Origin of the sequence: Methylobacterium sp. Leaf399, from assembly GCF_001424525.1 — a bacterium.
Lineage (GTDB): Bacteria > Pseudomonadota > Alphaproteobacteria > Rhizobiales > Beijerinckiaceae > Methylobacterium.
The window spans coordinates 88,630-115,001 of record NZ_LMQK01000001.1 but is presented as its reverse complement, the minus strand read 5'-3'; the positions used below and the strand labels follow the sequence as shown (position 1 = coordinate 115,001).

31 protein-coding genes and 1 tRNA gene are annotated in these 26,372 nt (G+C 69.9%); 13 read left to right on the top strand and 19 right to left on the bottom strand.

Translation table 11 applies throughout. The features are described from left to right. Positions 1–530: 530 nt before the first annotated feature. Both ASG40_RS00570 and ASG40_RS00565 read right to left on the bottom strand, forming a co-directional pair. On the bottom strand, positions 531–1,664 hold the full coding sequence (locus ASG40_RS00570; RefSeq protein ID WP_055878868.1) for a GNAT family N-acetyltransferase: 1,134 nt from the start codon (positions 1,662–1,664) through the stop codon (positions 531–533). Between the two features lie 280 nt (positions 1,665–1,944). Then, positions 1,945–3,261 (bottom strand): lipopolysaccharide biosynthesis protein, encoded by a 1,317-nt coding sequence (locus ASG40_RS00565; protein ID WP_055878863.1) that lies wholly within the window; start codon positions 3,259–3,261, stop codon positions 1,945–1,947. Between the two features lie 407 nt (positions 3,262–3,668). Between ASG40_RS00565 and ASG40_RS00560 the strand changes: the two genes are divergently transcribed. The 5 genes from ASG40_RS00560 (at position 3,669) to ASG40_RS00540 (ending at position 6,491) form a co-directional block, all read left to right on the top strand. Then, the gene (locus ASG40_RS00560) at positions 3,669–5,036 is read left to right on the top strand and encodes an O-antigen ligase family protein (protein WP_055878860.1); all 1,368 of its coding nucleotides are present in this window, start codon (positions 3,669–3,671) and stop codon (positions 5,034–5,036) included. Positions 5,037–5,094: 58 nt separating this feature from the next. After that, positions 5,095–5,171, top strand: a tRNA-Arg gene (locus ASG40_RS00555). 226 nt (positions 5,172–5,397) lie between these two features. Next, on the top strand, positions 5,398–5,649 hold the full coding sequence (locus ASG40_RS00550; protein ID WP_055878855.1) for a hypothetical protein: 252 nt from the start codon (positions 5,398–5,400) through the stop codon (positions 5,647–5,649). Positions 5,650–5,730: 81 nt separating this feature from the next. Next, complete coding sequence (locus ASG40_RS00545) at positions 5,731–6,198, top strand: hypothetical protein (protein ID WP_055878852.1); 468 nt, start codon at positions 5,731–5,733, stop codon at positions 6,196–6,198. Positions 6,199–6,266: 68 nt separating this feature from the next. Continuing rightward, positions 6,267–6,491, top strand: coding sequence for a hypothetical protein (locus ASG40_RS00540; RefSeq protein ID WP_055878847.1), 225 nt, complete (start codon positions 6,267–6,269; stop codon positions 6,489–6,491). Between the two features lie 46 nt (positions 6,492–6,537). Here the strand turns inward: ASG40_RS00540 and ASG40_RS00535 are convergent, their stop codons facing one another. The 7 genes from ASG40_RS00535 to ASG40_RS00510 all read right to left on the bottom strand — a co-directional run bounded on the left by ASG40_RS00535 (position 6,538) and on the right by ASG40_RS00510 (position 10,548). After that, a complete protein-coding gene (locus tag ASG40_RS00535; RefSeq protein WP_055878843.1) occupies positions 6,538–6,723 on the bottom strand; it encodes a hypothetical protein in 186 nt (61 codons plus the stop codon). A gap of 15 nt (positions 6,724–6,738) precedes the next feature. Continuing rightward, entirely contained in the window at positions 6,739–6,918 is a 180-nt protein-coding gene (locus ASG40_RS00530; RefSeq protein ID WP_244480492.1) for a ribosome modulation factor, read from the bottom strand. Next, positions 6,918–7,091, bottom strand: a complete 174-nt coding sequence (locus tag ASG40_RS21565) for a hypothetical protein (protein WP_200944172.1) — start codon at positions 7,089–7,091, stop codon at positions 6,918–6,920. Before ASG40_RS21565 ends, ASG40_RS00530 begins: the two co-directional genes overlap by 1 nt. Positions 7,092–7,165: 74 nt before the next feature. Then, positions 7,166–7,486 carry a hypothetical protein gene (locus tag ASG40_RS21560; RefSeq protein WP_200944170.1) on the bottom strand — a complete coding sequence of 107 codons (321 nt, stop codon included), beginning with the start codon at positions 7,484–7,486 and terminating at the stop codon, positions 7,166–7,168. A 163-nt stretch (positions 7,487–7,649) separates the two neighbouring features. Beyond that, entirely contained in the window at positions 7,650–8,288 is a 639-nt protein-coding gene (locus tag ASG40_RS00520; RefSeq protein ID WP_162240564.1) for a TadE/TadG family type IV pilus assembly protein, read from the bottom strand. Continuing rightward, positions 8,285–8,914, bottom strand: a complete 630-nt coding sequence (locus tag ASG40_RS00515) for a TadE/TadG family type IV pilus assembly protein (protein WP_056409960.1) — start codon at positions 8,912–8,914, stop codon at positions 8,285–8,287. Before ASG40_RS00515 ends, ASG40_RS00520 begins: the two co-directional genes overlap by 4 nt. 362 nt (positions 8,915–9,276) lie before the next feature. Next, positions 9,277–10,548 carry a TadE/TadG family type IV pilus assembly protein gene (locus ASG40_RS00510; RefSeq protein WP_055878830.1) on the bottom strand — a complete coding sequence of 424 codons (1,272 nt, stop codon included), beginning with the start codon at positions 10,546–10,548 and terminating at the stop codon, positions 9,277–9,279. A gap of 253 nt (positions 10,549–10,801) precedes the next feature. On the opposite strand from ASG40_RS00510, the gene ASG40_RS00505 reads away from it, so the two are divergent. The 6 genes from ASG40_RS00505 (at position 10,802) to ASG40_RS00480 (ending at position 17,231) form a co-directional block, all read left to right on the top strand. Continuing rightward, on the top strand, positions 10,802–12,895 hold the full coding sequence (locus ASG40_RS00505) for an ATP-binding protein (RefSeq protein ID WP_055881003.1): 2,094 nt from the start codon (positions 10,802–10,804) through the stop codon (positions 12,893–12,895). 89 nt (positions 12,896–12,984) lie between these two features. Continuing rightward, entirely contained in the window at positions 12,985–13,599 is a 615-nt protein-coding gene (locus ASG40_RS00500; RefSeq protein WP_055878825.1) for an anthranilate synthase component II, read from the top strand. Positions 13,600–13,650: 51 nt separating this feature from the next. After that, positions 13,651–14,664: an anthranilate phosphoribosyltransferase gene (trpD, locus tag ASG40_RS00495; RefSeq protein ID WP_055878822.1), complete on the top strand. Its 1,014-nt coding sequence runs from the start codon at positions 13,651–13,653 to the stop codon at positions 14,662–14,664. A gap of 10 nt (positions 14,665–14,674) precedes the next feature. After that, complete coding sequence (trpC, locus tag ASG40_RS00490; protein WP_055878819.1) at positions 14,675–15,505, top strand: indole-3-glycerol phosphate synthase TrpC; 831 nt, start codon at positions 14,675–14,677, stop codon at positions 15,503–15,505. A gap of 2 nt (positions 15,506–15,507) precedes the next feature. Continuing rightward, complete coding sequence (moaC, locus tag ASG40_RS00485; protein WP_055878816.1) at positions 15,508–16,005, top strand: cyclic pyranopterin monophosphate synthase MoaC; 498 nt, start codon at positions 15,508–15,510, stop codon at positions 16,003–16,005. Continuing rightward, a complete protein-coding gene (locus tag ASG40_RS00480) occupies positions 16,002–17,231 on the top strand; it encodes a molybdopterin molybdotransferase MoeA (RefSeq protein ID WP_055878812.1) in 1,230 nt (409 codons plus the stop codon). The genes moaC and ASG40_RS00480 overlap by 4 nt, the downstream gene beginning before the upstream one ends. Positions 17,232–17,267: 36 nt before the next feature. Here the strand turns inward: ASG40_RS00480 and ASG40_RS00475 are convergent, their stop codons facing one another. The 6 genes from ASG40_RS00475 to ASG40_RS00450 form a co-directional block, all read right to left on the bottom strand. Next, complete coding sequence (locus tag ASG40_RS00475; RefSeq protein WP_055878808.1) at positions 17,268–18,257, bottom strand: MaoC family dehydratase; 990 nt, start codon at positions 18,255–18,257, stop codon at positions 17,268–17,270. Positions 18,258–18,399: 142 nt separating this feature from the next. Next, a complete protein-coding gene (gene ychF, locus ASG40_RS00470) occupies positions 18,400–19,497 on the bottom strand; it encodes a redox-regulated ATPase YchF (RefSeq protein WP_055878804.1) in 1,098 nt (365 codons plus the stop codon). An 8-nt stretch (positions 19,498–19,505) separates the two neighbouring features. Then, positions 19,506–19,952 (bottom strand): PIN domain-containing protein, encoded by a 447-nt coding sequence (locus tag ASG40_RS00465; protein ID WP_055878799.1) that lies wholly within the window; start codon positions 19,950–19,952, stop codon positions 19,506–19,508. Beyond that, the gene (locus ASG40_RS00460; RefSeq protein WP_055878796.1) at positions 19,945–20,178 is read right to left on the bottom strand and encodes a hypothetical protein; all 234 of its coding nucleotides are present in this window, start codon (positions 20,176–20,178) and stop codon (positions 19,945–19,947) included. Before ASG40_RS00460 ends, ASG40_RS00465 begins: the two co-directional genes overlap by 8 nt. Positions 20,179–20,223: 45 nt before the next feature. After that, positions 20,224–20,832, bottom strand: a complete 609-nt coding sequence (gene pth / locus ASG40_RS00455) for an aminoacyl-tRNA hydrolase (RefSeq protein ID WP_055878793.1) — start codon at positions 20,830–20,832, stop codon at positions 20,224–20,226. 116 nt (positions 20,833–20,948) lie between these two features. After that, complete coding sequence (locus ASG40_RS00450) at positions 20,949–21,644, bottom strand: 50S ribosomal protein L25/general stress protein Ctc (protein ID WP_055878790.1); 696 nt, start codon at positions 21,642–21,644, stop codon at positions 20,949–20,951. A 383-nt stretch (positions 21,645–22,027) separates the two neighbouring features. On the opposite strand from ASG40_RS00450, the gene ASG40_RS00445 reads away from it, so the two are divergent. Further along, the gene (locus ASG40_RS00445) at positions 22,028–22,552 is read left to right on the top strand and encodes a retropepsin-like aspartic protease family protein (RefSeq protein WP_055878788.1); all 525 of its coding nucleotides are present in this window, start codon (positions 22,028–22,030) and stop codon (positions 22,550–22,552) included. A gap of 3 nt (positions 22,553–22,555) precedes the next feature. On the opposite strand, the gene mtnA is transcribed toward ASG40_RS00445, so the two are convergent. Then, entirely contained in the window at positions 22,556–23,653 is a 1,098-nt protein-coding gene (gene mtnA / locus ASG40_RS00440) for an S-methyl-5-thioribose-1-phosphate isomerase (protein ID WP_055878785.1), read from the bottom strand. 144 nt (positions 23,654–23,797) lie between these two features. Here mtnA and ASG40_RS00435 point away from each other — a divergent pair, with 144 nt between their 5' ends. Continuing rightward, entirely contained in the window at positions 23,798–24,112 is a 315-nt protein-coding gene (locus ASG40_RS00435) for a DUF2853 family protein (protein WP_055878782.1), read from the top strand. A gap of 29 nt (positions 24,113–24,141) precedes the next feature. Here the strand turns inward: ASG40_RS00435 and ASG40_RS00430 are convergent, their stop codons facing one another. The 3 genes from ASG40_RS00430 to serA form a co-directional block, all read right to left on the bottom strand. Continuing rightward, positions 24,142–24,336 (bottom strand): type II toxin-antitoxin system HicA family toxin, encoded by a 195-nt coding sequence (locus ASG40_RS00430; RefSeq protein ID WP_055878780.1) that lies wholly within the window; start codon positions 24,334–24,336, stop codon positions 24,142–24,144. A 77-nt stretch (positions 24,337–24,413) separates the two neighbouring features. Then, complete coding sequence (locus ASG40_RS00425; protein ID WP_244472217.1) at positions 24,414–24,668, bottom strand: DUF1902 domain-containing protein; 255 nt, start codon at positions 24,666–24,668, stop codon at positions 24,414–24,416. Between the two features lie 32 nt (positions 24,669–24,700). Then, positions 24,701–26,293 carry a phosphoglycerate dehydrogenase gene (gene serA, locus ASG40_RS00420; RefSeq protein ID WP_055878777.1) on the bottom strand — a complete coding sequence of 531 codons (1,593 nt, stop codon included), beginning with the start codon at positions 26,291–26,293 and terminating at the stop codon, positions 24,701–24,703. Between the last annotated feature and the right edge of the window lie 79 nt (positions 26,294–26,372).

Sequence of the window (26,372 nt, the reverse complement as noted above, 5' to 3'; positions counted from 1 at the left end):
TGAGCGCGCTGACGTCCGGGCGGCGGCGCGCGCAGTCCGCCACGGTGGCCCGAGCCCGGCTCGACGACAGCGCCCACAGCTCCGATGACGCCCTGCAGGCCGCGCCGCTCCCGGCGTGATCGCGCCGACGCGCCGGCAGGCGTGCCGGATACGGGCGCCCGCTCCGTTCGGTGAAGCGCGTCCGGTCCCCTCTGCGGAGAAAGGTTCGGGGTGGGGCCGGTTCCGCTGGCCTCCGCGATGGGACACCCGGCCACCTCCTCACCGCATCCGAGTGGGTCCGGGTGCGTGGGGGCAGATCTCGGGCATGCCCGGGCGCCGTGGGCGAGGAGAGCAAAGCGGGAACCGTGTGACCCGGCCCGCGCGGCGCCCCGGGCGAAGCCCACGTCCGCATGACGGCGTGATCGACGGGACGTGGTTTGTCAGGCCGTCACGTCGACGACGGTCGCCGGCCTCCGTCGCTCCGGAGGGTGGGGCCGCCCCATCGTGCGATGGCACCGCGCGTCACGGACGATGCCCCACACCCCCGTTCGTCAGTCCGGCTTCTTGGCGAACCTGCGCATGAGCGCCCACTTGTAGGGCCGCAGCTTCTGCCAGACCGTCAGGGTCCGAAGCCAGGCGAGGAACGCGCCGGCACGCAGGGACAGGCGGCCGAGCCACGTGACCGGAATGCGCGCCTCGTACAGCGGGATCGTCACGTCGCAATACTCGTATTTGTAGTCCTCGTTGCCGATCCCGAAGTCGAACCAGCGGTAGCCGTTGGCATGGCACCAAAGGATCAGTTCGTCGTTCAGGATGCGGCCCGGCGAAAACTTGCGCCAGGTGCCATCGGCATAGGCGGTCATCAGGAAGTAGAAGCGGTCACCCATCACGAGGCCCCAATGGCTCGCGATGATCTCCGCGTCCGCCTGCACGGCCGAGAGGTGGACGGGGGCGAGCTGGGGCAGGCGGCGCGTCGCCTCGCGGAAGAACTCCAGCTTCCCCGGCAGTTCGAAGCCGGGCACCCGCGTCTCCGCGAAGCGCCGCGTCTTGTTGACCACCATGGCGTCGAAATAGACGTTGGCCATGTCGGTGGTGGCGGCGGCCGAGAAGGAGACCGTCCGCTCCTTCATCAACTGGCGCTGATAGCGCTTGTGGCGCTTCGAGGCCGGAATGCGACCCTCGACCTCGGCGCGGCTGCCGTGCAGGCTCATGACGTGGCCGGCCTCCGGCATGAGCACCGCGCCGAGATGGATCAGCGGATTGGGCAGGTCGCCGACTTCGGGCGGCATCTTGTCGAGCACGGCGATGTCGAAGGGCGGCAGAGCCGTCCGGATCCGCGCCCAGATCTCGCCGGCCATGCCGGGATCGATGTCGGCGCTGGGCGGAAAAAGGACCGGCTGGCAGTAGTCCGAGACGCTGCCGTCGAGAAAGCCGAGGACGCGCACGCCGCGTTTCCGCTCGATGCCGAGGGCGAGCAGCATGACCGGCCGGCCGGCCGCGTCATGGACCCCGACGCAATGGACGCTGATCGACCGCGCCCGGCCGATCGTATCGATCCAGATGTCGAGGATGTCGGCGCACTGAAAGACGTGGCACCGCGCCTCGCCCAGCCGGTCGGTGCGGGGCCACTCGGCGAAATCGGCCGGCGACCTGCCGACCGTGACGACCAGCGAGGCGACGGTCATGTCCCGGCGCTGCGCGGAGGCGGTCTCTCGGGCAGGAACCGCTGACGTTTCATGCATGTCGACCGACGTCATTTATCGCGCGCCTTCTACTGATCGGGATCTGTATCGTGGACGTCGTTTACAGATGGTGCCTGCACACGGGCTTCGTGCTCTTTGCCTTACTCAGACGTGACGCCGGTCTGCGAAACACGAGGGGAGCGCCGGCTCGGCCGTCGTCCGGGTAACGCGCGGTCGCGACGGTCCGGCGCGATGCGGCCGGCCGGCGGGGCCGCGGTCGTCGTCACCGCGCCTGCTCCGCCGGACGGACGCTCGCGCCGACGGCCCGCTCGCGGTCGCGCCGCATCAGGACGAAGAGCGCGACCCAGAAGGCCACGGCCAGGCCGATTTCGGTGATGTACAGGCTGAGGAACACGCCCGGCAGGAGGAGGTAGTAGGTCAGGACCGCCGAGACCGCCGCCCCGATGAGGTTGCCGACGTTGTAGATCGCCGCCCGGATGCCATGCCTTCCCGAGGCACCCAGAACCTCGGCTGCGGCATCGTGGATCGCCACCAGGATCACGGTCCAGCACATGATCCGCAGATCGTAGACCATGGCGGAGAATTGCGCCCCGAACAGCCACGGCATCGCCGGGGCGACGAGCCAGGTCGCCACGGCGGTGACGACGCCGATGGCGATAGCCAGCGCGGCCAGCCCGGCGATCAGGGGCCTCATGGCGTGGTAGCCGCCCACCGCCGCCCTGGCCAGGCGCGGGTACATGACCCTGTGCAACGCCTCCGTGGTCAGGATGCTGGTGTCGACGATGCGGCGGGCGACGCTGTAGGCGCCGATCGCCTCGGGCCCGGCGACGATGCTCAGCATCAGGAAATCGATGTTCTGGCGAAAGGCGCGAAACAGGAACGGCGTCGTGAAGTAGATCCCCTGCCGGACCTCGCCGCGCAGGATCCCCCAGTGCGGCCGGCCGAACCGGCGCATCGCCACGACGCAGGCGCCGGCGATGAGGACGTGCGAACCGAGCATCCAGAACGCCCATTCGCCGGCCCGGTCGACCCCGATGAGCCCGCACGCCAGGCCGGCCGCCGCGGTCCGAGCGAGCGCGAAGCCGATGTTGATCGCATTGGCGCCGCCCATCTGCCCGCGGGCGATGTAGACGCGCTCGGCGAGGAGGATGACGCGCACGAGCACGACGTTCGTCACCACCAGCGCGCTCAGCGCCAGGGCGTTCGTCAGAGGGTCCGGTGACAGGGTGATGAAGCTCGGCAGCGCGATGCCGAGGACCAGGCAGAGGACGAGGCCGGTGCCGCAGAGGAGGATGAGGTGGTGCCCGAGGGCGTTCGCGTAGAGACCGGGATCGGCCGCGACCCGCCGCACCAGGGTCTCGTCGGCGCCCAGCCCGCAGATCTGCACGGCGACGTTCGTGACCGCGATCACCGACATCAGGAGGCCGAACTGTTCGAGCCCGAGGCCGCGGGCGAGCAGCGCGAACGTGATGAGCTGCGCCGCGTTGCTGACGACGAGCGTGCTGGTCGAGAACAGGTAGCTCAGGGTGACGGCGAACCTGCGCGGGCGCGGGCCATCCGAGGAGGTTGCAATGGCCACAAACGCCCTTTTCGCACGGCTGGCTTCGGGTCTTCCGTGCGATGCGGCATACCGCGTCGCGCCGCCCCCGTCTGCCTTCGGGGCGGCGTTGTCAGGGTGTTTCCGGGCGATGCGCTTAACGCGCGATTGCAATCGAGCCCGGATAACCGAGGGATCACCGGTGGTAGGCGCGACGGGCGACCGGTGCCTGCTCCCGAGGCGATCCCAGGGTGCTCCCGTCCCGCGAAATCCGCCGCCGGCGTCGGTTTCACCGAGCCGGTCGGCGCTCGATTAACCGGGAGGCGATTAACCGGGAGGTAAGGGCGCCCGGCGAATCGTGGCGTCCGGCTCCCCGACCCCGCCTGCCTCGGCTCTCGCGCGCGTGCGACCGGCGGCGGGGGATCGACGGTCGCGACGAGGAGCCGATCATGAGCGACGGCAGCATCCCCCTATCGGCTAGCGATCACCGGGACCGGACGGGGGCGCATGCCGGCGGCCACCTCGTCGGCGTATGCCTCCTGGTGGCGACGCTGCTGTTCTACTTCGTGTCGACGAACCCCTTCGTCGACCTGACGGCGGCGGCGGCGGTCGATCCGGCCACCGACAAGTCCAACACCCTCAACCAGATCGTGTTTCTGTCCCTCACGGCCGGGCTCTGGCTGTTCGCCCTGGCCGCGCCGATGCGGGGCGAGATCGGCCAGCCCCGCACGCTCCTCGTGGCGCTCGCGATCTGGTTCCTGATGGCCTCGGCCATCTCGGACCATCCCGATCTGGCGATCAAGAGGACCGTCCTGGCGATCCTGACCTGCGTCAACGCCAGCATCATCGTGTTCCTGCCCCGCTCGGAGGCGCAGTTCGCCCGCATCCTCGCGCTCTGCGTCGCGGCGACCCTCGCCATCGCCTTCTTCGGCGTGCTGTTCCTGCCGAACCTGTCGATCCACCAGTTCTCCGAGCTGCGCGAGCCGATGAACGCCGGGCTGTGGCGGGGCCATTTCCCGCATAAGAACGCGGCCTCGACGGTGATGGTCGTGATCAGCTTCGTCGGTCTCTATGCCTTCCGGAAGGGCCTGAGGCTCCTGGGGGCGACGGTCTTCGTCTTTGCCGTGGTGTTCCTCCTCCACGCCGGCGGCAAGACCGCCACCGCCGCGCTGCCCGCCATCCTTATCCTGTCGTGGATGTTCGAACGCTGGCGGCTCCTGCGCATCCCGATCGTGGTCGGGGGCGTGGTGGCCATCAACACCCTCACCCTCGGTTCCACGACGGTACCCGTGATCCGCGACCTGGTCGCCGCCATCGGCATCGACCCGACCTTCACCAACCGCAGCGACATCTGGAGGATCGGCGTCGATGCGGTGGCGCAGAAACCGGTGTTCGGACACGGCTTCCAGCTGTTCTGGCAGACCGGCGACATGGTCTACCGCGCCGGCAGCGGCCAGGACTGGGCCGCGGCCGCCTTCAACGGCCACAACGCCTATCTCGACAGTGCGATCACCACCGGCATTCCGGGGCTGATCCTGACGTTGCTGTTCGTGATCGGGGTCCCGCTCCGCGGCCTCGCGCGCACGCACGCCACGCGGTATACGCCGCTGAACAAGCTCTACGTCGACATCTGGCTCTATGCGCTGTTCACCGCCTGCGTGGAGAGCATCTTCTTCAGCTCCGGAAGCGTCCTGTGGTTCATGATGCTGGTGGCGATCGCCGGCCTGCGCCTCCAGGGACGGGCCACCCCGGTCGACGACACGGGAAGAGCCCCGCACCGCCCGTCCGGCCCCCGTCCCGGGGCGGAAAGCGCCTGACGGGCGAAACGCTTGACCCACGGCGGGAGCCGTGGCTTCTGGGGCGCGCGACGCCCCCGACTCCGTAGCTCAGCTGGATAGAGCAGCCGCCTTCTAAGCGGCAGGTCGTTGGTTCGAGCCCAACCGGGGTCGCCAGGCATTCCGGCGTATCGTCAATGAGTTGGCGCGTCGCCATGGGTCGGTGGCCACCGGCGGCGAAGCCCTCTTTGCCCCATCGCCGCCGTCGACGTGCCCGGCTGAGCGGCCCCGGCCGCATGTGACCTCCCGACCTCGCCCACCATTTGCAACCCCCGAGCGCGAACCATTTCGACGCATGCGCGTTTGTCATGCCGTTCGAACATCCGGACGCGTGGAGGTTTCAATGCGCAAGATACTCGTGGTGACGGCTGCCCTGGGGGCCCTGATGCTGCAGGACGCGCCGAGCTTCGCGCAGGGGTTCCGGATCGGTCCCGGCGGCGTCGAGGTCGACGACGGGCGCGGCTACCGCGACGAACGGGACGATCGCCGCTTCCGCCGCATGTGCCGCGAGCTTCGCGACCGCTGCGAGAACAAGGATCTTTATGCCGAAGAGGGTCAGGGTAATTGCCGGCGCTACCGCCGGACCTGTGGCTGAGGCCGTCCGAGCGGATCACCGCCGGAGGTCGAACGATCGGCCTCCGCAAACGTTTGACGTCGCCGACACGAGGATGCCGGCATGAAGACGTTTTGGGTTTCGGCACTCGTCGGCGTGAGCTTCGCCGGGCTGAGCCTCGTCGCTGCGATCGATCAGGCCGTGGCGCAGCGCGGCGGCCCCGACTACGGCTACGGCACCGACGAGGGCGATGACCGCAACCGTAGCGATCGCCGCCGCGGCGACGACGATGACGACCGGCGCCGATACCGCGATCGCACCGACGAGATCGACCGCAACGCCGAGCGCGATCGCGAGACCGACGAGGATCGCGATGCGCGGCGCCCGCGACGCTACGACAACGACGATCGCATGCGCGATCGCGGGGACCAGCGGGCGCCGCGGGCGCGATTCGACGAAGACGAGTATCTGCGCTGCCATCCGGACGTCCGCCGCGCCGTCGAGCGTGGGGATCTCGAGTCCGGCGCCCTGCACTACCGCACCTTCGGACGTCGCGAAGGGCGCAAGCTCACCTGTCCCCTGAAGGTCTAGGACGGGGTCGCCGTCCGATCGGCTGATCCGGTCTTGGTGAGGTCCGGTGCGTATGGCATGGTCGGTCCATGCCATACGCGGTCGAGATCACCCTGGCCGAACCACCGTCCGCGGACGGTGACGACGCCTTGCCGATGTACCTGCTGCCAGACACCTTCGATACGGTCGGCGATGCCAAGGCCGCGGCCGAGGCGCATATCGCCGGCTTGCCGCGCGATCCGGCGACGGTCTTCTTCGCCATCACCGACCAGAACGGCCTGACCGTCACGACGAGCGCGGAGCAGGCGGGTTAGGGCGCCCCGCGTTTTCGGCGAGGTGTCGCCGCTGACGGCGCCGCGCCTATCCGCTCACGAGGTGGACGAGATAAGCCCCCAGGAGGGCGACCGGCACGCTGACGACCATCGTGTCGGCATAACGGGCGAGCCCGGCGTACACGCCGCTCTGGAAGGCCTCACGAATTCCGAGCGACCACAGGGCGAGGGGGGCCAGCGCCCCCACGAGCAATCCGCCGACGTACCAGGGCATTCGCGTGTCGCTCCTTCAAGACCGCCCGGTGCCGGCCGGCGCAGGATCGCCCCTGATAGCCGCGTCGTAACCCGCCAGCCAATCGGCATGCGCCTGCGTGCCTTCGGCGTAGGGCACCGATTCCCGGGCCAGGCCCTTTCCCGGCGCATAATACCCGAGCGCGAAATGGTCGAGGTTGTCGTCCGGCGACTCCATCAGGCATCGTCCCTGTCGATGTCGACGTTCATCTCGGCCTCGTCGAAGGTGTAGCCCTCGAGCCAGTCGGCGCTTTCCTGCGATCCGGCGGGATAGGGGTTCGCGTCCGCGGGCTTGCCGGCGCGCTTCGCGACCTTGCCCTCGTTCATCACGGTGGTCGACACGAAGTTCATGCTAGCACTCCTCTTCGGCACGCCTCGCACGCGCCGACCGAGTATGTAGGGCCGGGCGATCGGAAAAGCCCGGCCTATCGGTCCGTCGGATCCGCGCGCAGGTCCGTCACCGTCCCGATGGTCAGCTCGTCGACCCGCAGGCGGCGGATGTGCGCCTCGCGGATCGAGACCCGCCGGACGGACAGGCGGCCGATGGAGAAGGCGCCGACGGCGACCGCCCCCAGGGCCAGGGCACCGATCGCGATCGCGCCCAAGGCCAGGGCGCCGGTCGCCTCGGCACCGGTCGCGGCTGCCCCGGTCGCCGCCGCGCCGGTCACGCGGGTGGTGCGAACGGACGGGCGGGCTCCGCCCACGCCGACCGGTGCCTGCCGATCATCGAGAGTACGCTCCGGCATCGCGACGATCCTCCAGGAGACCCGATCGCACGGCGGCGACCCGTCCCGTTCGGCGACTTGCGCCGCCAGCTTGCACCGGTTTCTCCCGCGCTCATAACGGTTAGGTCGTCCTGCCGCGACCCGATCGGGGCGATCCCGCAACTGGCGCCGGTCATCCGGGCGATCAGGCCGTGCAGGCGCCGCCGATGGGCAGCACGACTTCCGGGTAGCGGCTGTTCTTGCGGACGCCCTTGCGGACCGGCCACTTCAGGGTCTTGCGGATCGTGAGGCTGTCGCTGCCGTGGTCCGGGCTCAGGATCCCGCTGGCGAAGAGGATGCGATAGGGCATCTCGACTTCGACGTAGAGGAAGCGGGTGCCGGCCTCCTCGTTCGAGAAGAGGTGGGTCACGTCCTCGCCGACGGCGCGCGGGGCGGCATTGGCGGTGGCGGCCGTCGAGCAGACCTTGGCGGTGACGGCGCCGTCCTTGGCGGCGGCCCCGATCGTGCTCAGCCTGACCTTGGCGGTCGTCCCGTCGAACGGCGGCAGGATGAGGCCGGCCGCACCGAACAGCTTGGCGGCGGCCGCCGCGTCGAGGGTCTCGCCGTGGCTTGCGATCTCGCCGATTGCGCGGGCCAGGAAACCGACCTTGCGGGCATTGTTGGCGAAATGCGAGAGCTCGGCGCATCCGACGATCATCAGAATGAGGATCGGCGCGAACATCGCGAATTCGACCGCCGCGATCCCGTCCTCGGCCGCGCGGAACCGACCCGCGAGGGAGCGTGCGCCCGGCCGATCCCCGGCACGCGGCCCCCGGACCGTCATGGCGCGGGCGTCGTTCCCGGGGCCGCGCATTGGGCGGGAAGGCCGAGGCCGTCCTGGATGCGGAAGGTGTAGGCCGCCTGGAGGACGCGGTTGCCGTTGGCGAGTTCCTCGTGGCCCAGGCTCAACCCTGACAGTCCGACGAACTCCGCGGCGACCTGAAGCACGGCGATGGCGCCGTCGCGCGGACAGTCGGAGGTGGTCCCGAAGCCCTCGCTCCAGGCGCGGGTCGCCGGGTCGATCGGCAGGGCGACGGAGGCGGTGGAGAGCGTGTCGAACGTCCGCAGGTGGATCCGGATCGAATCGCAGTTGAACAGGGCGCCGATCTGCCCGCAGATCTCGGTGCGCAGGGCGGACGTCGACGGCGTCTGGCCGCTGGGGGCGGCCACGAGCGTGTCGCTGGAGATCTTGCGGGCGGCGATCTCGGTGGCGTTGTCCATGGCGTGCCCCATCCAGTACATCAGGGCCACTTCCAGGATCACGAGGAAGGTCATCAGCATCGGCAGCGCGATCATCGCGAATTCGACCGCCGCCGCTCCTGTGCGGTCCGAGCCGATCGAGCGTCCTCGCGTCGCGCATCGCCTCAGGGCGGCGCCCGTCCTCGCGACCGCGGAACCGGCGGTCGTCATCGGCCGGGAATCCGCCGAGGGGGGCTGATGGTCAGGCCGGATGCCGGAGCCGTCTCCGTGTCGTCCAGCGGAGCATGCCGCGCATCCACGAGAAACCGTCCCTGTCCCGTCCGGACCATCGTGCGCGATGCTGTGCGATCGTCGGGACGTCTTGTCGCCGTCTCGAGCGATAGCACGCGGTCCTTGTTCAAACCTTTCGTCGACCTCGCATGGTCGCGGCCCGTGATTCGGTTTCCGCTTAAATCAAGCGGAAACCGAATCACCGAGCCCGCGCGGCGCCTGAGCGAAGCCCATGTCCGCATCACGAAGTGATCGCCCGGAAATGGTATGACCGGTCTTCGCACGGCGGATCGCGATTGGGCTTAACGGATCAGGTGCACGTCCCCGTCGGTCTGTCCGAGACCCTTGGGCACCGGCACCGTGGTGGCGCCGTAATTGGTGTTGATCGTCAGCTTCGGGTTGGCGGTCAGCAGCATCTGCCGCGTGACGATGACCGTGAAGGCGGATTGCTGGGCGACGTCGTTGGTGGCGTCCACCACGAACCGCCCGCGCGACAGGTAGACCGTCCCGGTCATGTTCGAGGCATAGTTGGTCTTGATCTCGTGGTTGCGCAGCAGCGGAGCGGCGCGGTCCTCGAAGAACAGCAGCCCGGCCATGGCCCCGGAGCGCGGCGCGTTGAAGTCGACGCGGGCGTTGCTGAGGAACTGGAAGGTGCTGCCCGTCCCCGTGAGGTAGAACCCGACCCCGTCGCCGCGCACGTCGGCGTTCGAATCGACCACGAAGGGGCCGTCCTTGATCACGTACTCCCCCGGCGCGAGGCTCACGTAGGAGTTGCCGCCGATGAAGAGCCCTCCGCAATAGGTGCCGGGCTGGAGCAGGTGGCGCCCCCCGGCGGTGCCCTTGTCGACGACCGACGCCTTGGTCGCGGTGCATCCGGCGGAAGGGGAGGGCGCCAGCCGGTCGGCGAGGGGGTCGTCGATGCCGCGGCAATCGCCGATGCGCGACCCGTAGAACGTCCCCTGGCCCGAGAAGCCGCCGCCGGAGCATACCCGCGCCGCCGTCACCTGGATGCCGCTGTCCGAGGCGATGCCGCTGCTGCTGACGGCGTTCGAGTGGACGTCGCAACCCTTGGCCGTGAGCCAGGCGTTCGACTTGAGGTGGATGGTGGCGCTGCTGGCCGGGTCGAGGGCGATCACGCACACCTTGCGCTGGCCGCGCAGGGTCGCCACCGAGGAGGCCTCGATCGTGCCCGGAACGATCGCCAGCATGCCCGACAGGGTCTGCTGGCGCTCCGATGTCAGCCGGACCTGGACGCTGCGCCCGTCGTCCAGCGACGAGACGGTGGTGGCAAGGCCGATCTCGGCGCCGTCGGCCGGAAACGCCTTCTTCGCCCAGCTCTCCGCCACGGCCTGCATCCGCAGCGGCTCGAAGGCGTTCACCGCGAGCTCGCGGGCGGCCGCCATCGCCGCCGCATCGGCGGCGGCCTGCAGCTGCGAGCGCTGCTTGACCCACGTGCCGTAGTCCACGGCGACCCCTCCGATCCCCATCAGCACCGGCAGGGCGAGGGCGAACAGGACGAGCGTGCCCCCCGACGTCGACGCCCGAAACGCGAGGCGGAGGGACTTCGGCGTCATCACCGCACGTCTTTCTGGTCAGGGCGGTCGCTGCCGAGGGCGCGACGGGTCTGCCGATCGATGGACCGCGAATGCTTGAGATTCGGTTGTGACCCACCCGAAGAGCGTCCCGCCCCGGCGGTCGGCCCGCGACCGCAGGACCAATGCCGTCGCATGTGGCGCGTGTCTCCTGTAGATCGTATCCGATGGAGCACCGCGAACCGCACCGGCCGTCCGATCGCCCGCGGTTCCGCTCGTGCCGCGCGGTGGCCGCATGACCGACGAGCCGGGGTTCCTGGCGGGCGGCGGCAGGGCCGCGCAGATGATCCGCGCCCGCGACTGGTCGGGCCATCCCCTCGGTGCCCCGCACGCGTGGCCCGAAGCCCTGCAGGTGGCGCTGTCGCTGGTCCTGAACTCGCCGGAATCAATGATCCTGTGCTGGGGCGAGGACCTGCACTTCTTCTTCAACGAGACCTACTTCCCGCTGCTCGGGCCGCGGCTGTCCTGGGCGATGGGATCGACCTTCGCCGAGGTCTGGGCCGACGGCTGGGGGCAGGCCAAGCCGATCATCGCCGAGGCGATGGCGGGCCGCAGCCGCCGCTTCGTCGACCTGCCCTGGACCCTCGACACCGACCGCGGCGCCAAGGAGACGTGGTGGACGTTCTCCTACTCGCGGGTGCTCGATGCCGACGGCGCCGTGGCGGGCCTGTTCATCTTCACCAACGAGACCACGGGCCGCGTCCTGGCCGATGCCGCCCTGGCCGAGAGCCAGAGGCGGCTCGAGACCGCTCTGGCCGAAGTCCGCAGCCTCAACGAGAGCCTGGAGCGGCGGGTGGAGGAGCGCACCGCCGAGCGCGACCACCTGTGGGAGAGCAGCGAGGACCTCCTCGCCTATGCCGACTTCGAGGGGCGCATCCTCAGGGTGAGCCCGTCCTGGGTGCGGACCTTCGGCCACGACGCCGAAATCCTCGTCACGACCCCCTACATGCAGCTCGTCCATCCCGACGACGTCGCTGCCGTCGCCGGCTGCCTGGCGCACCTGGAAAAGGACCGGCAGCCGGTCCGCTACGTCAACCGCCTGCGCCACGCCGACGGCTCCTGGCGCAGCATCGCCTGGTCGCTGGTCCCCGAGCCGGGCCGCGATCGCTTCAACGCGGTCGGCCGCGACGTCACCGCCGAGCTGGAGGCCGAGGCGAGCCGCCAGCGCCTCGAAGACCAGCTCCGTCAGTCGCAGAAGCTGGAGGCGGTCGGCCAGCTCACCGGCGGCGTCGCGCACGACTTCAACAACCTCCTGACGATCATCCGGTCCTCGGTGGACCTGCTGCGGCGTCCGTCCCTGCCGGAGGACCGCAGGGCGCGCTACCTCGACGCCGTCTCCGACACGGTGGACAGGGCCGCCAAGCTCACCGGCCAGCTCCTGGCCTTCGCGCGACGCCAGACCCTCAAGCCGCAGGTGTTCGAGGTCGGAGAGCGCCTGCGCAGCGTCGCCGAGATGCTCGATACCCTCATCGGCGCCCGCATCCGCCTGACGATCGAGACGCCGGAACGGCCCTGCTTCGTCGAGGCCGACCTCAACCAGTTCGAGACCGCCCTCGTCAACATGACGGTGAATGCCCGCGATGCCATGGACGGCATCGGTACCCTCGTCATCCGCCTGTCCAGCCAGGGGGACATCCCCTCGGTGCGCAGCCCGGCCGCGGGGAAGGGCCCGTTCGCGGCGGTGTCGCTGACCGACACCGGCAGCGGCATCCCGGAGGACCGGATCTGCCGGATCTTCGAGCCGTTCTTCACGACGAAGGAGGTCGGGAAGGGCACCGGCCTCGGCCTGTCGCAGGTGTTCGGCTTCACCCGGCAATCGGGCGGCGACATCGCGGTGGAGAGCGTGCCGGGGGCGGGGACGACCTTCACGCTCTACCTGCCCGAAGTCGCCTCCGCTTCGCCGGCCGCGCTCGCCGCCCCGATCGAGGAGGCGTCCCCGATGGGGGGTGCCGGTCGGCGCATCCTGGTGGTCGAGGACAACGTCGAGGTCGGCCGGTTCGCGACGCAGGTGCTCGAAGACCTCGGCTACCGGACGATCCTGGCCGCCCATGCCGAGGCCGCCCTCGACATCCTCGGCACCGACGGGGCCGGCTTCGACGCCGTGTTCTCGGACGTGGTGATGCCGGGCATGGGCGGCATCGCCCTGGCCCGGCTCCTGGCCGAGCGCCTGCCCGGCCTGCCGGTGGTGCTGGCCTCTGGCTACAGCCACGTGCTGGCCCAGGAGGGCGCGCAGGACGTCGTGCTGCTGCACAAGCCCTATTCCGCCGACCAGCTCGGACGGATCCTGCGCTCGGTCGCCGTCAGGGCGCCCGGGGAAACGGGCGGCTGACGGCGTCGCGCCCCCCGGCGGTCGCCATAGGGTTGACCCATCGGGTGGCTGTCGTCACATCGAGGCGACACTCTCGACCGCGTGAGCCGATGTCCGACGTCCTCGTCATCGACAACTACGATTCCTTCACCTGGAATCTCGTCCATCTCATCGGCCCCCTGTGCCGATCGATCGACGTGGTGCGCAACGACGGCATCACCATCGACGGCATCCGCGCGCGCGCGCCCGACGCCGTGGTGCTCTCGCCCGGGCCCTGCTCGCCCAACGAGGCCGGCATCTGCCTCGACGTCATCCGCGAACTCTCCGGCGAGATCCCGATCTTCGGGGTCTGCCTCGGGCTACAGGCCATCGGCCAGGCGTTCGGCGGGGCGGTGGTGCGCGCACCCGTCCCGAAGCACGGCAAGGTCTCGGTGATCACGCATGGGGCCACGGGCCTGTTCCGCGGGCTCAACGGCCCGTTCGAGGCGACGCGCTACCATTCCCTCGTGGTCGAGCGTGCCACCTGCCCCGGCACGCTCGCCGTCACCGCTGAGGCGGACGGTCTGATCATGGCGCTCGCGCATACGCGGCTGCCGGTCCACGGCGTGCAGTTCCATCCCGAGAGCATCCTCTCGCACCACGGCGCCCATCTCGTGCGCAACTTCCTCGACATCGCCGCCGCCTGGAACGCAGGGCGTGACAAGGCGCGCACCGGCGTGCATTGACGGCGGCGATCGCCGGACCGGCGGAACCGGAGCGGACACCGCGCCACGACGATGGATTCGTTCAAAGCCCTCCTCGCGACGGTCGCGGCCGGCCGGGCGCTCTCGCGCGGCGAGGCCCGCGCCGCCTTCGACCACCTGCTGTCGGGGGAGGTGACGCCCGTGCAGGCGAGCGCCTTCCTCATCGCCCTCAAGGTGCGCGGCGAGGCCGATGACGAGATCGTCGGCGCCGTCGAGGCGATGCGGGCCCGCATGGTCCGGGTCGCGCCGGTGGCCGGCGCCATCGACGTGGTCGGCACCGGCGGCGACCATTCGGGCAGCTACAACGTCTCGACGCTCGCCGCGATCGTCACCGCCGCCTGCGGCGTGCCCGTGGCCAAGCACGGCAATCGCGCCGCCACCTCCCGCTCGGGCGCGGCCGACGTGCTCGCTTCCCTCGGGGTGAAGCTCGGGCTCGATCCGGACGGCCTCTCGCGCTGCCTGGCGCAGGCCGGCCTGTGCTTCATGTTCGCGCAGACCCACCACGGTGCCATGCGCCACGTCGCCCCGATCCGGGCCGAGCTGCCGACCCGGACGATCTTCAACCTGCTCGGCCCCCTCTCGAACCCGGCCGGCGTCGAGCGCCAGCTCTTCGGCGTCTCCAGCCCGGCCTGGGCCGAGCCGCTGACCCGGGTGCTGGCCGAACTCGGCAGCCGCCGCGTCTGGACCGTCCACGGCAGCGACGGGCTCGACGAGATCACCGTGACCGGTCCCACCGCCGTGGTCGCCCTCGACGAGGGCCGGATCGACCGCTTCACCATCGACCCGCGCGAGGTCGGGCTGCCGCTGTGGACCCTCGACGACCTGCGCGGCGGCGACCCCGACCACAACGCGCTCGCCCTGCGGGGCGTCCTCGACGGCCGGGCAGGCGCCTACCGCGACATCGCCGTGCTCAATGCCGGGGCCGCCCTGGTGGTGGCGCAGGCCGCCGGCACCCTCGCCGAGGGCGTCGCCAGGGCGGCGGCCGCCATCGACTCCGGTGCCGCGCGAACGACCCTCGACCGCCTCGTCCAGATCTCGAACGCCTGAGAGGCGCCCCATGTCCGAGACCGACGCCCCGCCCGTTCTGCGTTCCGACGTGCTCGCCCGGATCGAGGCCTACAAGCGCCGCGAGATCTCCGAGGCCAAGCTGCGCCTGCCGCTGGCCACCCTCGAGAAGCGCGCCGCCAAGGCCGGTCCGGTCCGGGGCTTCGCCGAGGCCATCGCGGCCCATGTCGCGCAGGGGCGCCCCGCCCTCATCGCCGAGGTCAAGAAGGCCTCGCCCTCGAAGGGCCTGATCCGGGCCGACTTCGACCCGGCCGCCATCGCCGAGGCCTACGAGCGGGGCGGCGCCAGCTGCCTGTCGGTGCTCACCGACACGCCCTCGTTCCAGGGCAGGCCCGAATATCTCACCGCGGCGCGGGCGGCCTGCGCCCTGCCGGTGCTGCGCAAGGACTTCCTGTTCGAGCCCTACCAGGTCTACGAGGCCCGCGCCTGGGGCGCCGATTGCGTCCTCGTCATCATGGCCTGCCTCGACGACGACGAGGCGCAGGCCCTGGTGGAGACCGCGGGCGATCTCGGCATGGACGTGCTGGTGGAGGTCCACGACGCGGCCGAACTCGCCCGCGCCCTGCCGCTGGGCACCCGGCTCGTGGGCGTCAACAACCGCAACCTCAAGACCTTCGAAGTCGCCTTCGAGACCGCCATCGATCTCGCCAGGGGCATCCCGGCCGATCGCATCGCGGTGGCCGAGAGCGGCATCTCCGATCACGCCGACGTCGTGCGCCTATCCGAACACGGCCTGCACACCGTGCTGGTGGGCGAGAGCCTGATGCGCCAGGCCGACGTGGCGGCGGCCACCCGCAGCCTCCTGTTCGGCGCGAAGGCCTGACCATGACCGGCCTTACCCATCTCGACGCGGCCGGCGCCGCCAACATGGTCGACGTCTCCGACAAGGCCGCCACCGCCCGCACCGCCGTCGCCGCCGGCCACGTGGTGATGCGGCCCGAGACCCTGGCGCTGATCCGCGAGGGCGACGCCAAGAAGGGCGACGTCATCGGCACGGCGCGTCTGGCCGGGATCATGGCCTCGAAGCGCACGCACGAGCTGATCCCGCTCTGCCACCCGCTGCTGCTCTCCAAGGTCCGCGTCGACTGCGAGATCGACGAGGCGCTGCCCGGCGTGCGGGTGACGGCCGAGGTGAAGGTGCAGGGCCCCACCGGCGTCGAGATGGAGGCGCTCACCGCCGTCTCGGTCGCCTGCCTCACGGTCTACGACATGGTGAAGGCGGTGGACCGCGGCATGCGCATCGAGGGCATCCGCCTCCTCGCCAAGGACGGCGGGCGCTCCGGTGCCTTCCGGGCCGAGGACGATGCGGGCATGGGGCCGTGAGCGGCCTGATCCCGGTCGCCGAGGCGCTGGCCCGCATCCTGGGAAACGTGCGCGGCCCGGTGGAGGCCGAAACGCTGCCCATCGCCGCGTGCGCGGGCCGGACCCTGGCGCAGGCGGTGACGGCGACGCGCACGCAACCGCCGTTCCCGGCCTCGGCCATGGACGGCTATGCGGTGCGCAGCGCCGATGTCGCCGCCGTTCCGGCGAGCCTGTGCCGGGTCGGCGTCAGTACGGCCGGGCACGGCTACACCGGCGCCATCGCGGCGGGCGAGACCGTGCGGATCTTCACCGGGGCGCCGGTGCCGGAGGGGGCCGACGCCATCCTCATCCAGGAGAACGCCGACGCGGCGGAGGATCGGATCACCGCGCGGGAGACCGTAGCGGCGGGCCGCTTCATCCGCCCGAGCGGTCTCGACTTCAAGGACGGCGACCGCCTGCTGCACGCCGGGGAGACCCTGAACCCACGCCGCCTCGCGCTGGCGGCCGCGGCCGGGTGCCCGACCCTCGCCGTGCGTCGCCGGCCGCGGGTGGCGATCCTCGCCACCGGTGACGAACTGGTCGCTCCGGGGGCGCCAGCCGCCTGGGACCAGATCGTCGCCTCCAACGGCCTCGCGCTGGCGGCCCTGGTACGGGAGGCGGGCGGCGAGCCGGTCGACCTCGGCATCGCCGGCGACACCCTGGAGGCCCTCGAGGGCGCGATCGATCGGGCACGGGCGGCGCGCGCCGACCTCTTCGTGACGCTGGGCGGGGCATCCGTGGGCGACCACGACCTCGTCCAGTCGGCCCTGCACCGCCAGGGGCTCGAACTCGGGTTCTGGCGGGTGGCGCTGCGGCCGGGCAAGCCGCTGATGCACGGGCGCCTCGGCGACATGATGGTGATCGGCCTGCCGGGCAACCCGGTCTCGGCCATCGTCTGCGGCCTGCTCTTCGTGGTGCCGGCGGTCCGCGCCATGCTGGGCGACCCCACCGCCGGCGCCGACCGGAGCGAGCCGGGCACCCTGGCCACCGACCTGCCCGCCAACGACGGCCGCGCCGACTACATGCGGGCCCGCATCGAGACCGCGTCCGACCGCCTCCCCCTGGTCTTTCCGGAGAACCGCCAGGATTCCTCGATGCTGTCGGTGCTGGGCCAGGCGGAAGCGCTGTTGATCCGCCCCCCCCATGCGCCTGCCGCCGTCAGCGGGGAGCCCTGCCGCATCCTGCGCCTGGACCGGGCGCTCGTCTGACCGCACTCCGGGACGGTCGGCCGAGGTTGGTGTCCCTCACGCCGACCACTGCCAGAAGACCGACCCCGTGAATTCGAACACCTTGTCGCCGCGCTGGTTGTGGCCGGTGTTGTGGTGGGTGGCGAGACCCCAGCCGGGGCGCGAGGCGGTGGCGCGGGCCTCGGCCAGGGTGCAGGTGTATCGGATGGTGTCGCCGGCATAGACCGGCTGCAGCCAGCGCAGGTCGCGAAACCCCGGCGAGGGTCCGAGTTGCGGCACCGGACCACGGGCCTGCGTGAACGCCGCGTCGCGCGCCCGGGTGATGTGGAGGCGCTTCATCCAGGCGGCGGTGGTGTGCCAACCCGAGGCGCACAGGGCGCCGAAATGGGTGTGCCGCGCCGCCTCGGGGTCGATGTGGAAGGCCTGCGGATCGTAGGCGCGGGCGAAGGCGATGATGTCGGCCTGCGTGAAGACATGGCGCCCGAGATCGCGGGCGTGGCCGACGACGGCATCTTTCAGGAAGTGCAGGATCTCGGCGTCATCCCCTTCGACCACCGGGACGGGCTCGTCGAGGACGACCCTGCGCGGCGGCAGCGGCTCGCGGCCCCGGCGGGGGAAGATCACCGTGAAGGCCTGGCTCATCACGGTCTCGTCGCGGCCGTTGATGACGGTGAGGCCGAAACGCACGAAGCCGCGGTCCGGCTTCGAGCCGGAGGTCCGGCAATCCTCGACCTTGATGACGGCGCGCAGGCTGTCGCCGGGCATGACCGGCCGCAGCCAGCGCAGCTGCGCCACCCCCGGCGAACCCATCGAGGTTCCGCCGCGGAAGGCGTGGCGCTGCAGGAGCAGCATGCCGAACCCGGTCGTCTGCCAGCCGGACCCGATCAGGGTGCCGACGAAGGTCGCCTTGGCCGCCTCCTCGTCGAGGTGGAACGGCTGCGGGTCGAACTCCGCCGCGAAGGCGACGAGGTCGTCGCGGGTCACGGTGATCGGGCCACCCTCGATCACCTCGCCGGGGGAGAAATCCTCGAAGGCGATCTCTGTCATGCGGGTCCCTCTTGCCGGCCGCGGCGCCCGGCGCGGCTCATACCATGTCCGGTTGATCACTTCGTGATGCGGACATGGGCTTCGCTCAGGCGCCGCGCGGGCTCGGTGATACGGTTCCCGCTTGATCCAAGCGGAAACCGTATCAGTTGGCGAACCGGAAATGCAGCACGTCGCCGTCCTGGACCACGTACTCCTTGCCCTCGAGCCGGAACTTGCCGGCCTCCTTGGCGCCGCTCTCGCCCTTGAGGGTGGTGTAGTCGGTGAAGGCGATGGTCTCGGCGCGGATGAAGCCCTTCTCGAAGTCCGTATGGATGACGCCGGCCGCGGCGGGGGCGCGGGTGCCCTTCTCGATGGTCCAGGCGCGGGCCTCCTTGGGGCCGACGGTGAAGTAGGTGATGAGGCCCAGAAGCTCGTAGCCGGCGCGGATGACGCGGTTGAGGCCGGGTTCGGTGAGGCCGACCGCCTCGAGGAAGTCGCCCTGGTCGGCCACCGGCATCACCGCGATCTCGCTCTCGATCTTGGCCGAGACCACCACGGCGCGCGCGCCCTCGGCCTTGGCCTGCGCCATCACGGCCTCGGAATAGGCGTTGCCCTTGTCGGCATCGGCCTCGTCGACGTTGCAGACGTAGAGGACGGGCTTGGCGGTCATCAGGCCAAGCGTCTGGAACAGGGCCTCCTCCTCGGGCTTGCGGGGCACGAGGCGGGCCGGCTTGCCCTCGCGCAGGAGCGGCAGGGCGCGGTTGACGAGGTCGAGGGCCTCCTTGGCCTCCTTGTCGGCGCCCTTGGCCTTCTTCTCCAGAGCGAACAGGCGCTTTTCCAGGCTGTCGAGGTCGGCCAGCATCAGCTCGGTCTCGATGGTCTCGATGTCGGCCTTGGGGTCGACCTTGCCCTCGACATGGGTGACGTCCCCGTCCGTGAAGCAGCGCACCACGTGGGCGATGGCATCGACCTCGCGGATGTTGGCGAGGAACTGGTTGCCGAGCCCCTCGCCCTTGGAGGCGCCGCGCACCAGGCCGGCGATGTCGACGAAGGTGAGCCGGGTCGGGATGATCTCCTTGGAGGAGGCGATCCGGGCGAGGTCGTCGAGGCGCGGGTCGGGCACGCCGACCTCGCCGACGTTGGGCTCGATGGTGCAGAACGGATAGTTCGCCGCCTGCGCGGCGGCCGTCTGCGTCAGCGCGTTGAAGAGGGTCGACTTGCCGACGTTCGGCAGGCCGACGATGCCGCATTTGAAGCCCATGATGTTTCCTAATGTTCGATCGTCAGCATGTCGGGCGCGACCTGGAAAGGGCTCAGGATCGTCGTTCCACGAACCTCGCGCCCGTGTTCGTAATCTTCCGAGAGGAGATAGCGGCACCCGGCGCGAATCGCTGCAGCCAGGACCACGCAATCCCACCATTGAAACCCTGTTTCCTCCCGGATCGACCAAGCGCCCGAGAGCAATTCGAGGTCGGTCGTTCCGCGCGACCATCTTTCCAAAAGGCGCGTCGCGTCGCGGATGTCAGCGAGTCCGCCCGGCACCTTGCCACGCAGGACGACGCTGTGGATTTCGCCCAGGATCTGAGGGCTGATCACCAATACGTCGCGATTCGTCAGGACTGAAAGCCAGTGTCGCGCTCGTGCCTGCTTTTCCGGAAAACGGTCGTCCCGCGCATAAAGAAAGACGTTCGTGTCGACGAACACGCGCTCAGTCATCGTCGTACATGTGATCGCGCGTGGGCGCTCGCCCATTATCGTCGAGAACGTGCCAGGACGGTCCCGATAGAAACTGATCGAGAGCCTCCCGCTGGGTCAACGGCCTGCCGACGCGGTCTTCGACGGCCTCGGCCACGAAACGGGACAGGCTTTTTCCGTCGCGTGCCGCAGCGACACGGGCTCGCTGCAAGAGGGCCTCGCTCATCGTCACGGTCACGTTCTTCATCACGATTCTCCGACGCCCTGCATATCGTGTCCTCGTGTTTTCGTGTCAATCGCGGGCATTGACCTGCTTGACGTCGTCCCAGCCGCGCCCGGACATGGCGAGGTGGACCTTGTTCTGGAAGGCGGCGTCGTCGCCGGACGCGAGCAGCGCGGCGTGGTCGGCGATGGCGCGGCAGAGGTCGTCGACCCAGGCCGCCTCGCCCTTTCCGAAGTCGTTGAGGACGTAGGCGTGGACCAACGCCTTGTCGCCGGGGTGGCCGATGCCGAGGCGCACCCGGCGGTAATCGTTGCCGCAGAGCGCGGTGATCGAGCGCAGGCCGTTGTGGCCGGCGTTGCCGCCACCGAGCTTGAGCCTGAGCTTGGCGGGGGCGAGGTCGAGTTCGTCGTGCAGGACGATGACGTCGGACAGGGCGATCTTGTGAAACCGTTGCGCCTCGGCGACCGCGCGGCCCGAGTCGTTCATGAAGGTCTGGGGCTTGAGCAGGATCGCGCGCGTGGTGCCGAGGGTCGCCTCGGCGATCTCGCCCTGGAACTTGCGCCGCCACGGGCCGGCACGGTGGACCCGTGCGATCTCGTCGAGGGCGAGGAAACCGATGTTGTGGCGGTTCTTGGCGTAGCGCGGACCGGGGTTGCCGAGGCCGACGATGAGATGCATGGCCGAACGCTCCACGGGCCGGCGGTCAGGCGGCCATCAACGCAAAGATGCCCCGGCCTCGCGGCCGGAGCATCTGTCGAAACGGAACGAGGGCGGGCCGCGATAGACCCGTCGCCTCAATCCTCCTTCTTGGCCTCGTCGGCGGCCTCTTCGGCCTCGGCCTCTTCCTCGGCCTTCTCCTCGGCGGCTTCGGCCGACTGGGCCTCGGCGATCGCAGCCTCCTCGGCCTCGACCTCGGCACCCAGGACCGTCGGCGGCACCACGTTGGCGACCGGCGCCTCGGGCTCGCCGTTGTAGGTGGCGTTGGCGGGCAGCTTCACCGACTCGATGTGGATCGTGTCGCCGATCTGAAGACCGGTGAGGTCGATCTCGATGGCGTCGGGGATGCCGTCGGCCGGGACTTCGAGCGGGATCGTGTGCATCACGATGTTGAGGGTGCCGCCGTTCTGCTTGATGCCGGGGGCCGCGTCCTCGTTGACGAAGTGCACGGGCACCTCGACCTCGAGGGTCTGGCCGGCGACGACGCGCAGGAAGTCGACGTGCAGCGGCACGCCGCTCACCGGGTCGAGCTGGAAGTCGCGCGGGATCGCACGGGTCTTCTTGCCGCCGGCATCGATCTCGAACAGCGTGGTCTTGAAGCCGCCGGCGTAGATCAGGGTGCGAGCCCGGACGAGGTCGATGGCGATGGCCTGGGGAGGCTTGCCGCCACCATAGATGACGGCGGGAACTTGACCCTGGCGACGAACGGCCCGGGCGGCCCCCTTGCCGACCCGGTCGCGTGCCACGGCCTCAAGCGGCTTGACGGCGCTCATGACGTGATCCTCATAAAAATGCGATTGCTAGGGACGGAACGACGAAAGCCGCCCGAAACGGACGGCCCAGCACCGATCCTGATGGATGCGCCCGTGCCTCCAGGGGTGTCTGGCGAGCGCAAGGCGCTGTGTAATCGCTGAGGCCGCCCCATGCAACGGCAAGGTGCCGGCCGAGATGGCGCCAATGCCGGCGGTTCCGGCGACCGTCGAGAAACCATCCGCCGCGATTTTCAGGCCCTGGCCGCATCCGGTCGGCCGACATGCGGCAGTTCCTCAACCACGCCGGTCTACGACCGACCCACCTTCATCGAGCCGGACGGCGGGACCGCCGGATCGGCAGCACCCTGCGGCGTCCAGACCGCGCCCACCGGGAAGTCCACCTCATGACGCGACCGATCCTGTGGGCGCTCGGTATCTCCGCGGCCGCCACCCTGTGGGGCGTCGGCCTCGCCGACCGCCTGGACCAACGGGCGCCGCCGCCGGCTCCGGACGGCGGGCAGGTCATGATGCACACCCCCGCACCGGTGGCCCTGGCGCCGACCACGCTCGTGCTGGAGGCCAATGCGCAGGGGCACTTCTTCACGCAGGTGCAGATCGACGGAAACCGCCTCTCGATGATGGTCGATACCGGGGCGACCCTGTGCGCCTTCTCGCAGGAGGACGCCGAGCGGGTCGGCATCCGTGTCTACGAACGCGACTTCACCGCCAGGACCCAGACCGCCAACGGCACCGTCGCGGTGGCACCCGTGCGCATCCCGGCCATCCGCATCGGCGCGATCACGGTGCGCGACGTGGAGGCCGTCATCGTGCCGCGGGGCAAGCTCTCCACGAGCCTGCTCGGCATGTCGTTCCTGCGGCGCCTGTCCGACGTCGGCATGGCGCGCGGGCGCCTGACCCTGCGCGGGTGAGGCTCAGGCCGCGCTGCGCCGCTCAGGGTAGAGCGACAGGAGGCCGGCCTCGTCCGCCTGCGCGATGCCGCGCTCGGTGATGATCCCCGTGACGAGGCGCGCCGGCGTCACGTCGAAGGCGGGGTTGGCGACGGGGCTGCCGGGCGACACCACCTCGATGGTGGCGAACCCGCCCTCGGCCAGGCGCCCGGTGAGGTGGGAGACCTCGCGGCCGTCGCGCTCCTCGATGGGGATCTCGCGAACCCCGTCCCGCAGCGTCCAGTCGATGGTCGAGAAGGGCAGGGCGGCGTAGAACGGCACGCGGTTGTCGTGGGCGGCGAGCGCCTTCAGATAGGTCCCGATCTTGTTGCAGACGTCGCCGGTGGCGGTGGTCCGGTCCGAGCCGACGATGCAGATGTCGATCCGCCCGTGCTGCATCAGGTGGCCGCCGGCGTTGTCGGCGATGACGGTGTGGGGCACGCCGTGGCCGTTGAGCTCGAACGCGGTGAGCGCGGCACCCTGGTTGCGCGGCCTCGTCTCGTCCACGAAGACATGGACCGGCACGCCGGCCTCGTGGGCCGCGTAGATCGGCGCGAGTGCCGTGCCCCAGTCGACGGTGGCGAGCCAGCCGGCGTTGCAATGGGTCAGCACGTCGACCGGCCGGCCGGTCTTCCGGTGGATGTCGGCCAGGAGCCGCGCGCCGTGCTCGCCGATGGCCCGGCAGCTCTCGACGTCCTCCTCGGCGATGCGGCCGGCCTCGGCGAAGGCCAGGGCGGCACGCTCCGGTTCGGGCGCAGCGCGCAGGAGGGCGGCGACGCGCGCCAGCGCCCAGCGCAGGTTGATCGCGGTGGGGCGGGTCGCCGCGAGGGTGGCCACGGCCCGGTCGATGCCGGCTGCGGTGGCGTCGGCGCGCATCGCCAGCGCCATCCCGTAGGCGGCGGTGACGCCGATGAGGGGAGCGCCGCGCACCACCATGGTGCGGATGGCCACCGCCGCATCGTCCAGGGTCGCCAAGCGCTTCAGTTCGAAGGCGAACGGAAGCCGGGTCTGGTCGATGACCTGGACCGACAGGCCGTCGGCCTCGGGGAGGATGGTGCGGTAGGGGCGACCGTCGATGTTCATGCGCGGGCCTCTCGCACAATCCGCAGCGGACGGCCAGCGGCGATCCCGCCACCCCCGACCCATGGCGGTTTGCAAGGATGCGATTCTCGGCCAAGCTACCCCGGTCGCAGCCGCCCGAATCGGTGGCATCGGGAGCGTCAGATCATGAGCGATCATCTCGCCGACGTGAAGAAATACGCCAAAGGCCCCGTCGACGAGGCGGTGGTGGAGGCGATGGCCAAGACCTACCGGCTGGTCCTATCCAAGCCCGACACGAAGTTCGTCGCCTGTTCGGACCAGGCCGAACTCGACACGGTGCGTGAGAACTTCCTCAAGAAGAAGCTCGGCCTGTCCGGCGACGACCTCGACGCCGCCATCAAGGACGTCTGCGAGACGATGAAGGCCTCGCGCTCGAAGTCGCGGCTGACGTTCTATTATCTGCTGGCCGAGCGTTACGGGAAGCTCGCTACCTTCGCGTGAGGGGATTGGGGACGCATTCGGTCGTTCGGTCAGAACGCCTTTGGAAGCTTCGCTTGTTTGAGGACGCCGTTGGCGGTGTGACGCGATTTGATTGCGTTATCGACGACGACTTTCAGGCCGGTCTCGTCCTGCCGCCAGATCTCATGGTCGCCGCGACCGCTACGCCAGAACGCGAAGCCATTCAGACGCAGCAGCTTTTTCAATGCCGGGGTAAAGTCCGTCACGTAGCGCAGGCCTCATAAAGCACTCTGCCTGCGAGGATAGAGCACAATCCTTCTGTGCTGGGCGGGCGCAAACAAGATCACGCCGCCTCGAAGCGAATCCGTTCATGCGCATGGGCGATCAGATCGAGCTCGACCTCGGTCCCGGACGCGAACGCGTCGAGGTCTCGGATCATGATCGGCAATTTGCGACGCAGCGCATCCAACGTCGGAGCTTCCGTCATCAGACCGGGGATATCGGTCTCCTGGACGAACCATACCCCTGCGTCGTTGTCCCAGGCGCAACGGATAACGGCGTGACGGATCATCGACATGGTCTCCGGACTGATCTGCACGTTCGCCCGGTGGGCTCCTCGAGACAAGGTACTTAAAAGCTCACCGCCCGCACCCGCTTCACCTGCGGGATCGCCGCGATCTCGGCCATCACGGACTCCGAGATCGGCGCGTCGATGGCGCAGAAGCAGATGGCGTTGCCGCCCTCCTCCTCGCGGCCGAGGCTGAAGGTGGCGACGTTGACGTTCGCTTCACCGAGCACGCTACCCAGCCGGCCGATGAAGCCCGGCTTGTCGTGGTTGCGCACGTAGAGCATGTGCGGCGCGAAGGCGGCGTCGATGGGGATCGAGCGGATCTCGATGATCCGCGGCTTGCCGTCGTGGAAGACGGTGCCGGCGGCGTCGCGCGGCATGTCCTCTGCGTCCACCGTGATGCGCACGACCGATTCGTAGTCGCTGACCGCACCCTCGCGCTTGACCTCCTCCACCACGATGCCGCGCTCGCGGGCCACGATGGGGGCCGAGACCATGTTGATGTCGGCCAGGAACGGCCGCAGCACGCCGGTCACCGCCGCCGAGGTCAGGGCCCGGGTGTTCATGGAGGCCACCGCCCCCTCGTAGGTGATGCGGATGCCCTTGATCGGCGCCTCGGTGAGCTGGCCGAGGAACGAACCGAGCCTGTCGGCCAGCGCCACGAACGGCTTGAGGCGGGGCGCCTCGTCGGCGGTGATCGAGGGGAAGTTGATGGCGTTGGTGATGGCGCCCTGGAGCAGGTAGTCGGCCATCTGCTCGGCCACCTGAAGCGCCACGTTCTCCTGCGCCTCGCTGGTGGCCGCACCGAGATGCGGCGTGCAGATCATATTCGGGTGCCCGAACAGCGGGTTTTCCGTTGCCGGCTCCTCCACGAAGACGTCGAAGGCCGCCCCCGCCACGTGGCCGGAGTCGAGGGCGGCCCGCAGGGCGACCTCGTCCACGAGCCCGCCGCGGGCACAATTGACGATCCGCACGCCGGGCTTGGTCCTGGCCAGGCTCTCGGAGGAGAGGATGTTGCGGGTCTTCTCGGTCATCGGCACGTGCAGGGTGATGACGTCGGCCCGCGCCAGGAGCACGTCGAGGTCGACCTTCTCGACGCCGATCTCGATCGCCCGCTCGGGCGACAGGTAGGGATCGTAGGCGACGACCTTGAGCTTGAGGCCGATGGCCCGGTCGGCGACGATGGCGCCGATGTTGCCGCAGCCGATGATGCCGAGGGTCTTGCCCGTCAGCTCGACGCCCATGAACCGGTTCTTCTCCCACCTGCCGGCCTGGGTCGAGAGGTCGGCCTGCGGGATCTGGCGGGCGAGTGCGAACATCATCGCGATGGCGTGTTCGGCGGTGGTGATCGAATTGCCGAAGGGCGTGTTCATCACGATGACGCCCCGGGCCGTGGCGGCCGGCACGTCGACGTTGTCGACGCCGATCCCGGCCCGGCCGATCACCCGGAGGCGGCCGGCCCGGTCCAGCACCTTCTGCGTCACCTTGGTCGCGGACCGGATCGCCAGCCCGTCATAATTGCCGATGATGGCCGCGAAGGCGTCCTTGTCCTTGCCGAGCTCGGGGCGGAAATCGACGTCGATGCCCCGGTCGCGAAAGATCTGCACGGCGGCATCGGACAGGGCGTCGGAGATCAGGACCTTGGGAGCGGGCATCGGTGTCTCCGGCTCGGGTGGATAGGCGCGGGGCCTGTCGCTCCGCCGAGGGGGGACGGCGCGCTCCCTCTCGTGGCGC

What these genes read in the sequence shown, in the direction of transcription:
- ASG40_RS00465 (WP_055878799.1), bottom strand. Translation starts at nt 19,952, where the DNA reads ATGACTGAGCGCGTGTTCGTCGACACGAACGTCTTTCTTTATGCGCGG.
- serA (WP_055878777.1), bottom strand. Translation starts at nt 26,293, where the DNA reads ATGCCCGCTCCCAAGGTCCTGATCTCCGACGCCCTGTCCGATGCCGCC.
- ASG40_RS00445 (WP_055878788.1), top strand. Translation starts at nt 22,028, where the DNA reads ATGACGCGACCGATCCTGTGGGCGCTCGGTATCTCCGCGGCCGCCACC.
- trpC (WP_055878819.1), top strand. Translation starts at nt 14,675, where the DNA reads ATGTCCGAGACCGACGCCCCGCCCGTTCTGCGTTCCGACGTGCTCGCC.
- ASG40_RS00505 (WP_055881003.1), top strand. Translation starts at nt 10,802, where the DNA reads ATGACCGACGAGCCGGGGTTCCTGGCGGGCGGCGGCAGGGCCGCGCAG.
- ASG40_RS00475 (WP_055878808.1), bottom strand. Translation starts at nt 18,257, where the DNA reads ATGACAGAGATCGCCTTCGAGGATTTCTCCCCCGGCGAGGTGATCGAG.
- ASG40_RS00535 (WP_055878843.1), bottom strand. Translation starts at nt 6,723, where the DNA reads ATGCCCTGGTACGTCGGCGGATTGCTCGTGGGGGCGCTGGCCCCCCTC.
- ASG40_RS00435 (WP_055878782.1), top strand. Translation starts at nt 23,798, where the DNA reads ATGAGCGATCATCTCGCCGACGTGAAGAAATACGCCAAAGGCCCCGTC.
- ASG40_RS00570 (WP_055878868.1), bottom strand. Translation starts at nt 1,664, where the DNA reads ATGACCGTCGCCTCGCTGGTCGTCACGGTCGGCAGGTCGCCGGCCGAT.
- ASG40_RS00500 (WP_055878825.1), top strand. Translation starts at nt 12,985, where the DNA reads ATGTCCGACGTCCTCGTCATCGACAACTACGATTCCTTCACCTGGAAT.
- ASG40_RS00540 (WP_055878847.1), top strand. Translation starts at nt 6,267, where the DNA reads ATGCCATACGCGGTCGAGATCACCCTGGCCGAACCACCGTCCGCGGAC.
- ASG40_RS00545 (WP_055878852.1), top strand. Translation starts at nt 5,731, where the DNA reads ATGAAGACGTTTTGGGTTTCGGCACTCGTCGGCGTGAGCTTCGCCGGG.
- ASG40_RS00560 (WP_055878860.1), top strand. Translation starts at nt 3,669, where the DNA reads ATGAGCGACGGCAGCATCCCCCTATCGGCTAGCGATCACCGGGACCGG.
- ASG40_RS00460 (WP_055878796.1), bottom strand. Translation starts at nt 20,178, where the DNA reads ATGAAGAACGTGACCGTGACGATGAGCGAGGCCCTCTTGCAGCGAGCC.
- ASG40_RS00550 (WP_055878855.1), top strand. Translation starts at nt 5,398, where the DNA reads ATGCGCAAGATACTCGTGGTGACGGCTGCCCTGGGGGCCCTGATGCTG.
- ASG40_RS00530 (WP_244480492.1), bottom strand. Translation starts at nt 6,918, where the DNA reads ATGGAGTCGCCGGACGACAACCTCGACCATTTCGCGCTCGGGTATTAT.
- moaC (WP_055878816.1), top strand. Translation starts at nt 15,508, where the DNA reads ATGACCGGCCTTACCCATCTCGACGCGGCCGGCGCCGCCAACATGGTC.
- pth (WP_055878793.1), bottom strand. Translation starts at nt 20,832, where the DNA reads ATGCATCTCATCGTCGGCCTCGGCAACCCCGGTCCGCGCTACGCCAAG.
- ychF (WP_055878804.1), bottom strand. Translation starts at nt 19,497, where the DNA reads ATGGGCTTCAAATGCGGCATCGTCGGCCTGCCGAACGTCGGCAAGTCG.
- ASG40_RS00515 (WP_056409960.1), bottom strand. Translation starts at nt 8,914, where the DNA reads ATGACGACCGCCGGTTCCGCGGTCGCGAGGACGGGCGCCGCCCTGAGG.
- ASG40_RS21565 (WP_200944172.1), bottom strand. Translation starts at nt 7,091, where the DNA reads ATGAACTTCGTGTCGACCACCGTGATGAACGAGGGCAAGGTCGCGAAG.
- ASG40_RS00520 (WP_162240564.1), bottom strand. Translation starts at nt 8,288, where the DNA reads ATGACGGTCCGGGGGCCGCGTGCCGGGGATCGGCCGGGCGCACGCTCC.
- trpD (WP_055878822.1), top strand. Translation starts at nt 13,651, where the DNA reads ATGGATTCGTTCAAAGCCCTCCTCGCGACGGTCGCGGCCGGCCGGGCG.
- ASG40_RS21560 (WP_200944170.1), bottom strand. Translation starts at nt 7,486, where the DNA reads ATGCCGGAGCGTACTCTCGATGATCGGCAGGCACCGGTCGGCGTGGGC.
- ASG40_RS00510 (WP_055878830.1), bottom strand. Translation starts at nt 10,548, where the DNA reads ATGACGCCGAAGTCCCTCCGCCTCGCGTTTCGGGCGTCGACGTCGGGG.
- ASG40_RS00450 (WP_055878790.1), bottom strand. Translation starts at nt 21,644, where the DNA reads ATGAGCGCCGTCAAGCCGCTTGAGGCCGTGGCACGCGACCGGGTCGGC.
- mtnA (WP_055878785.1), bottom strand. Translation starts at nt 23,653, where the DNA reads ATGAACATCGACGGTCGCCCCTACCGCACCATCCTCCCCGAGGCCGAC.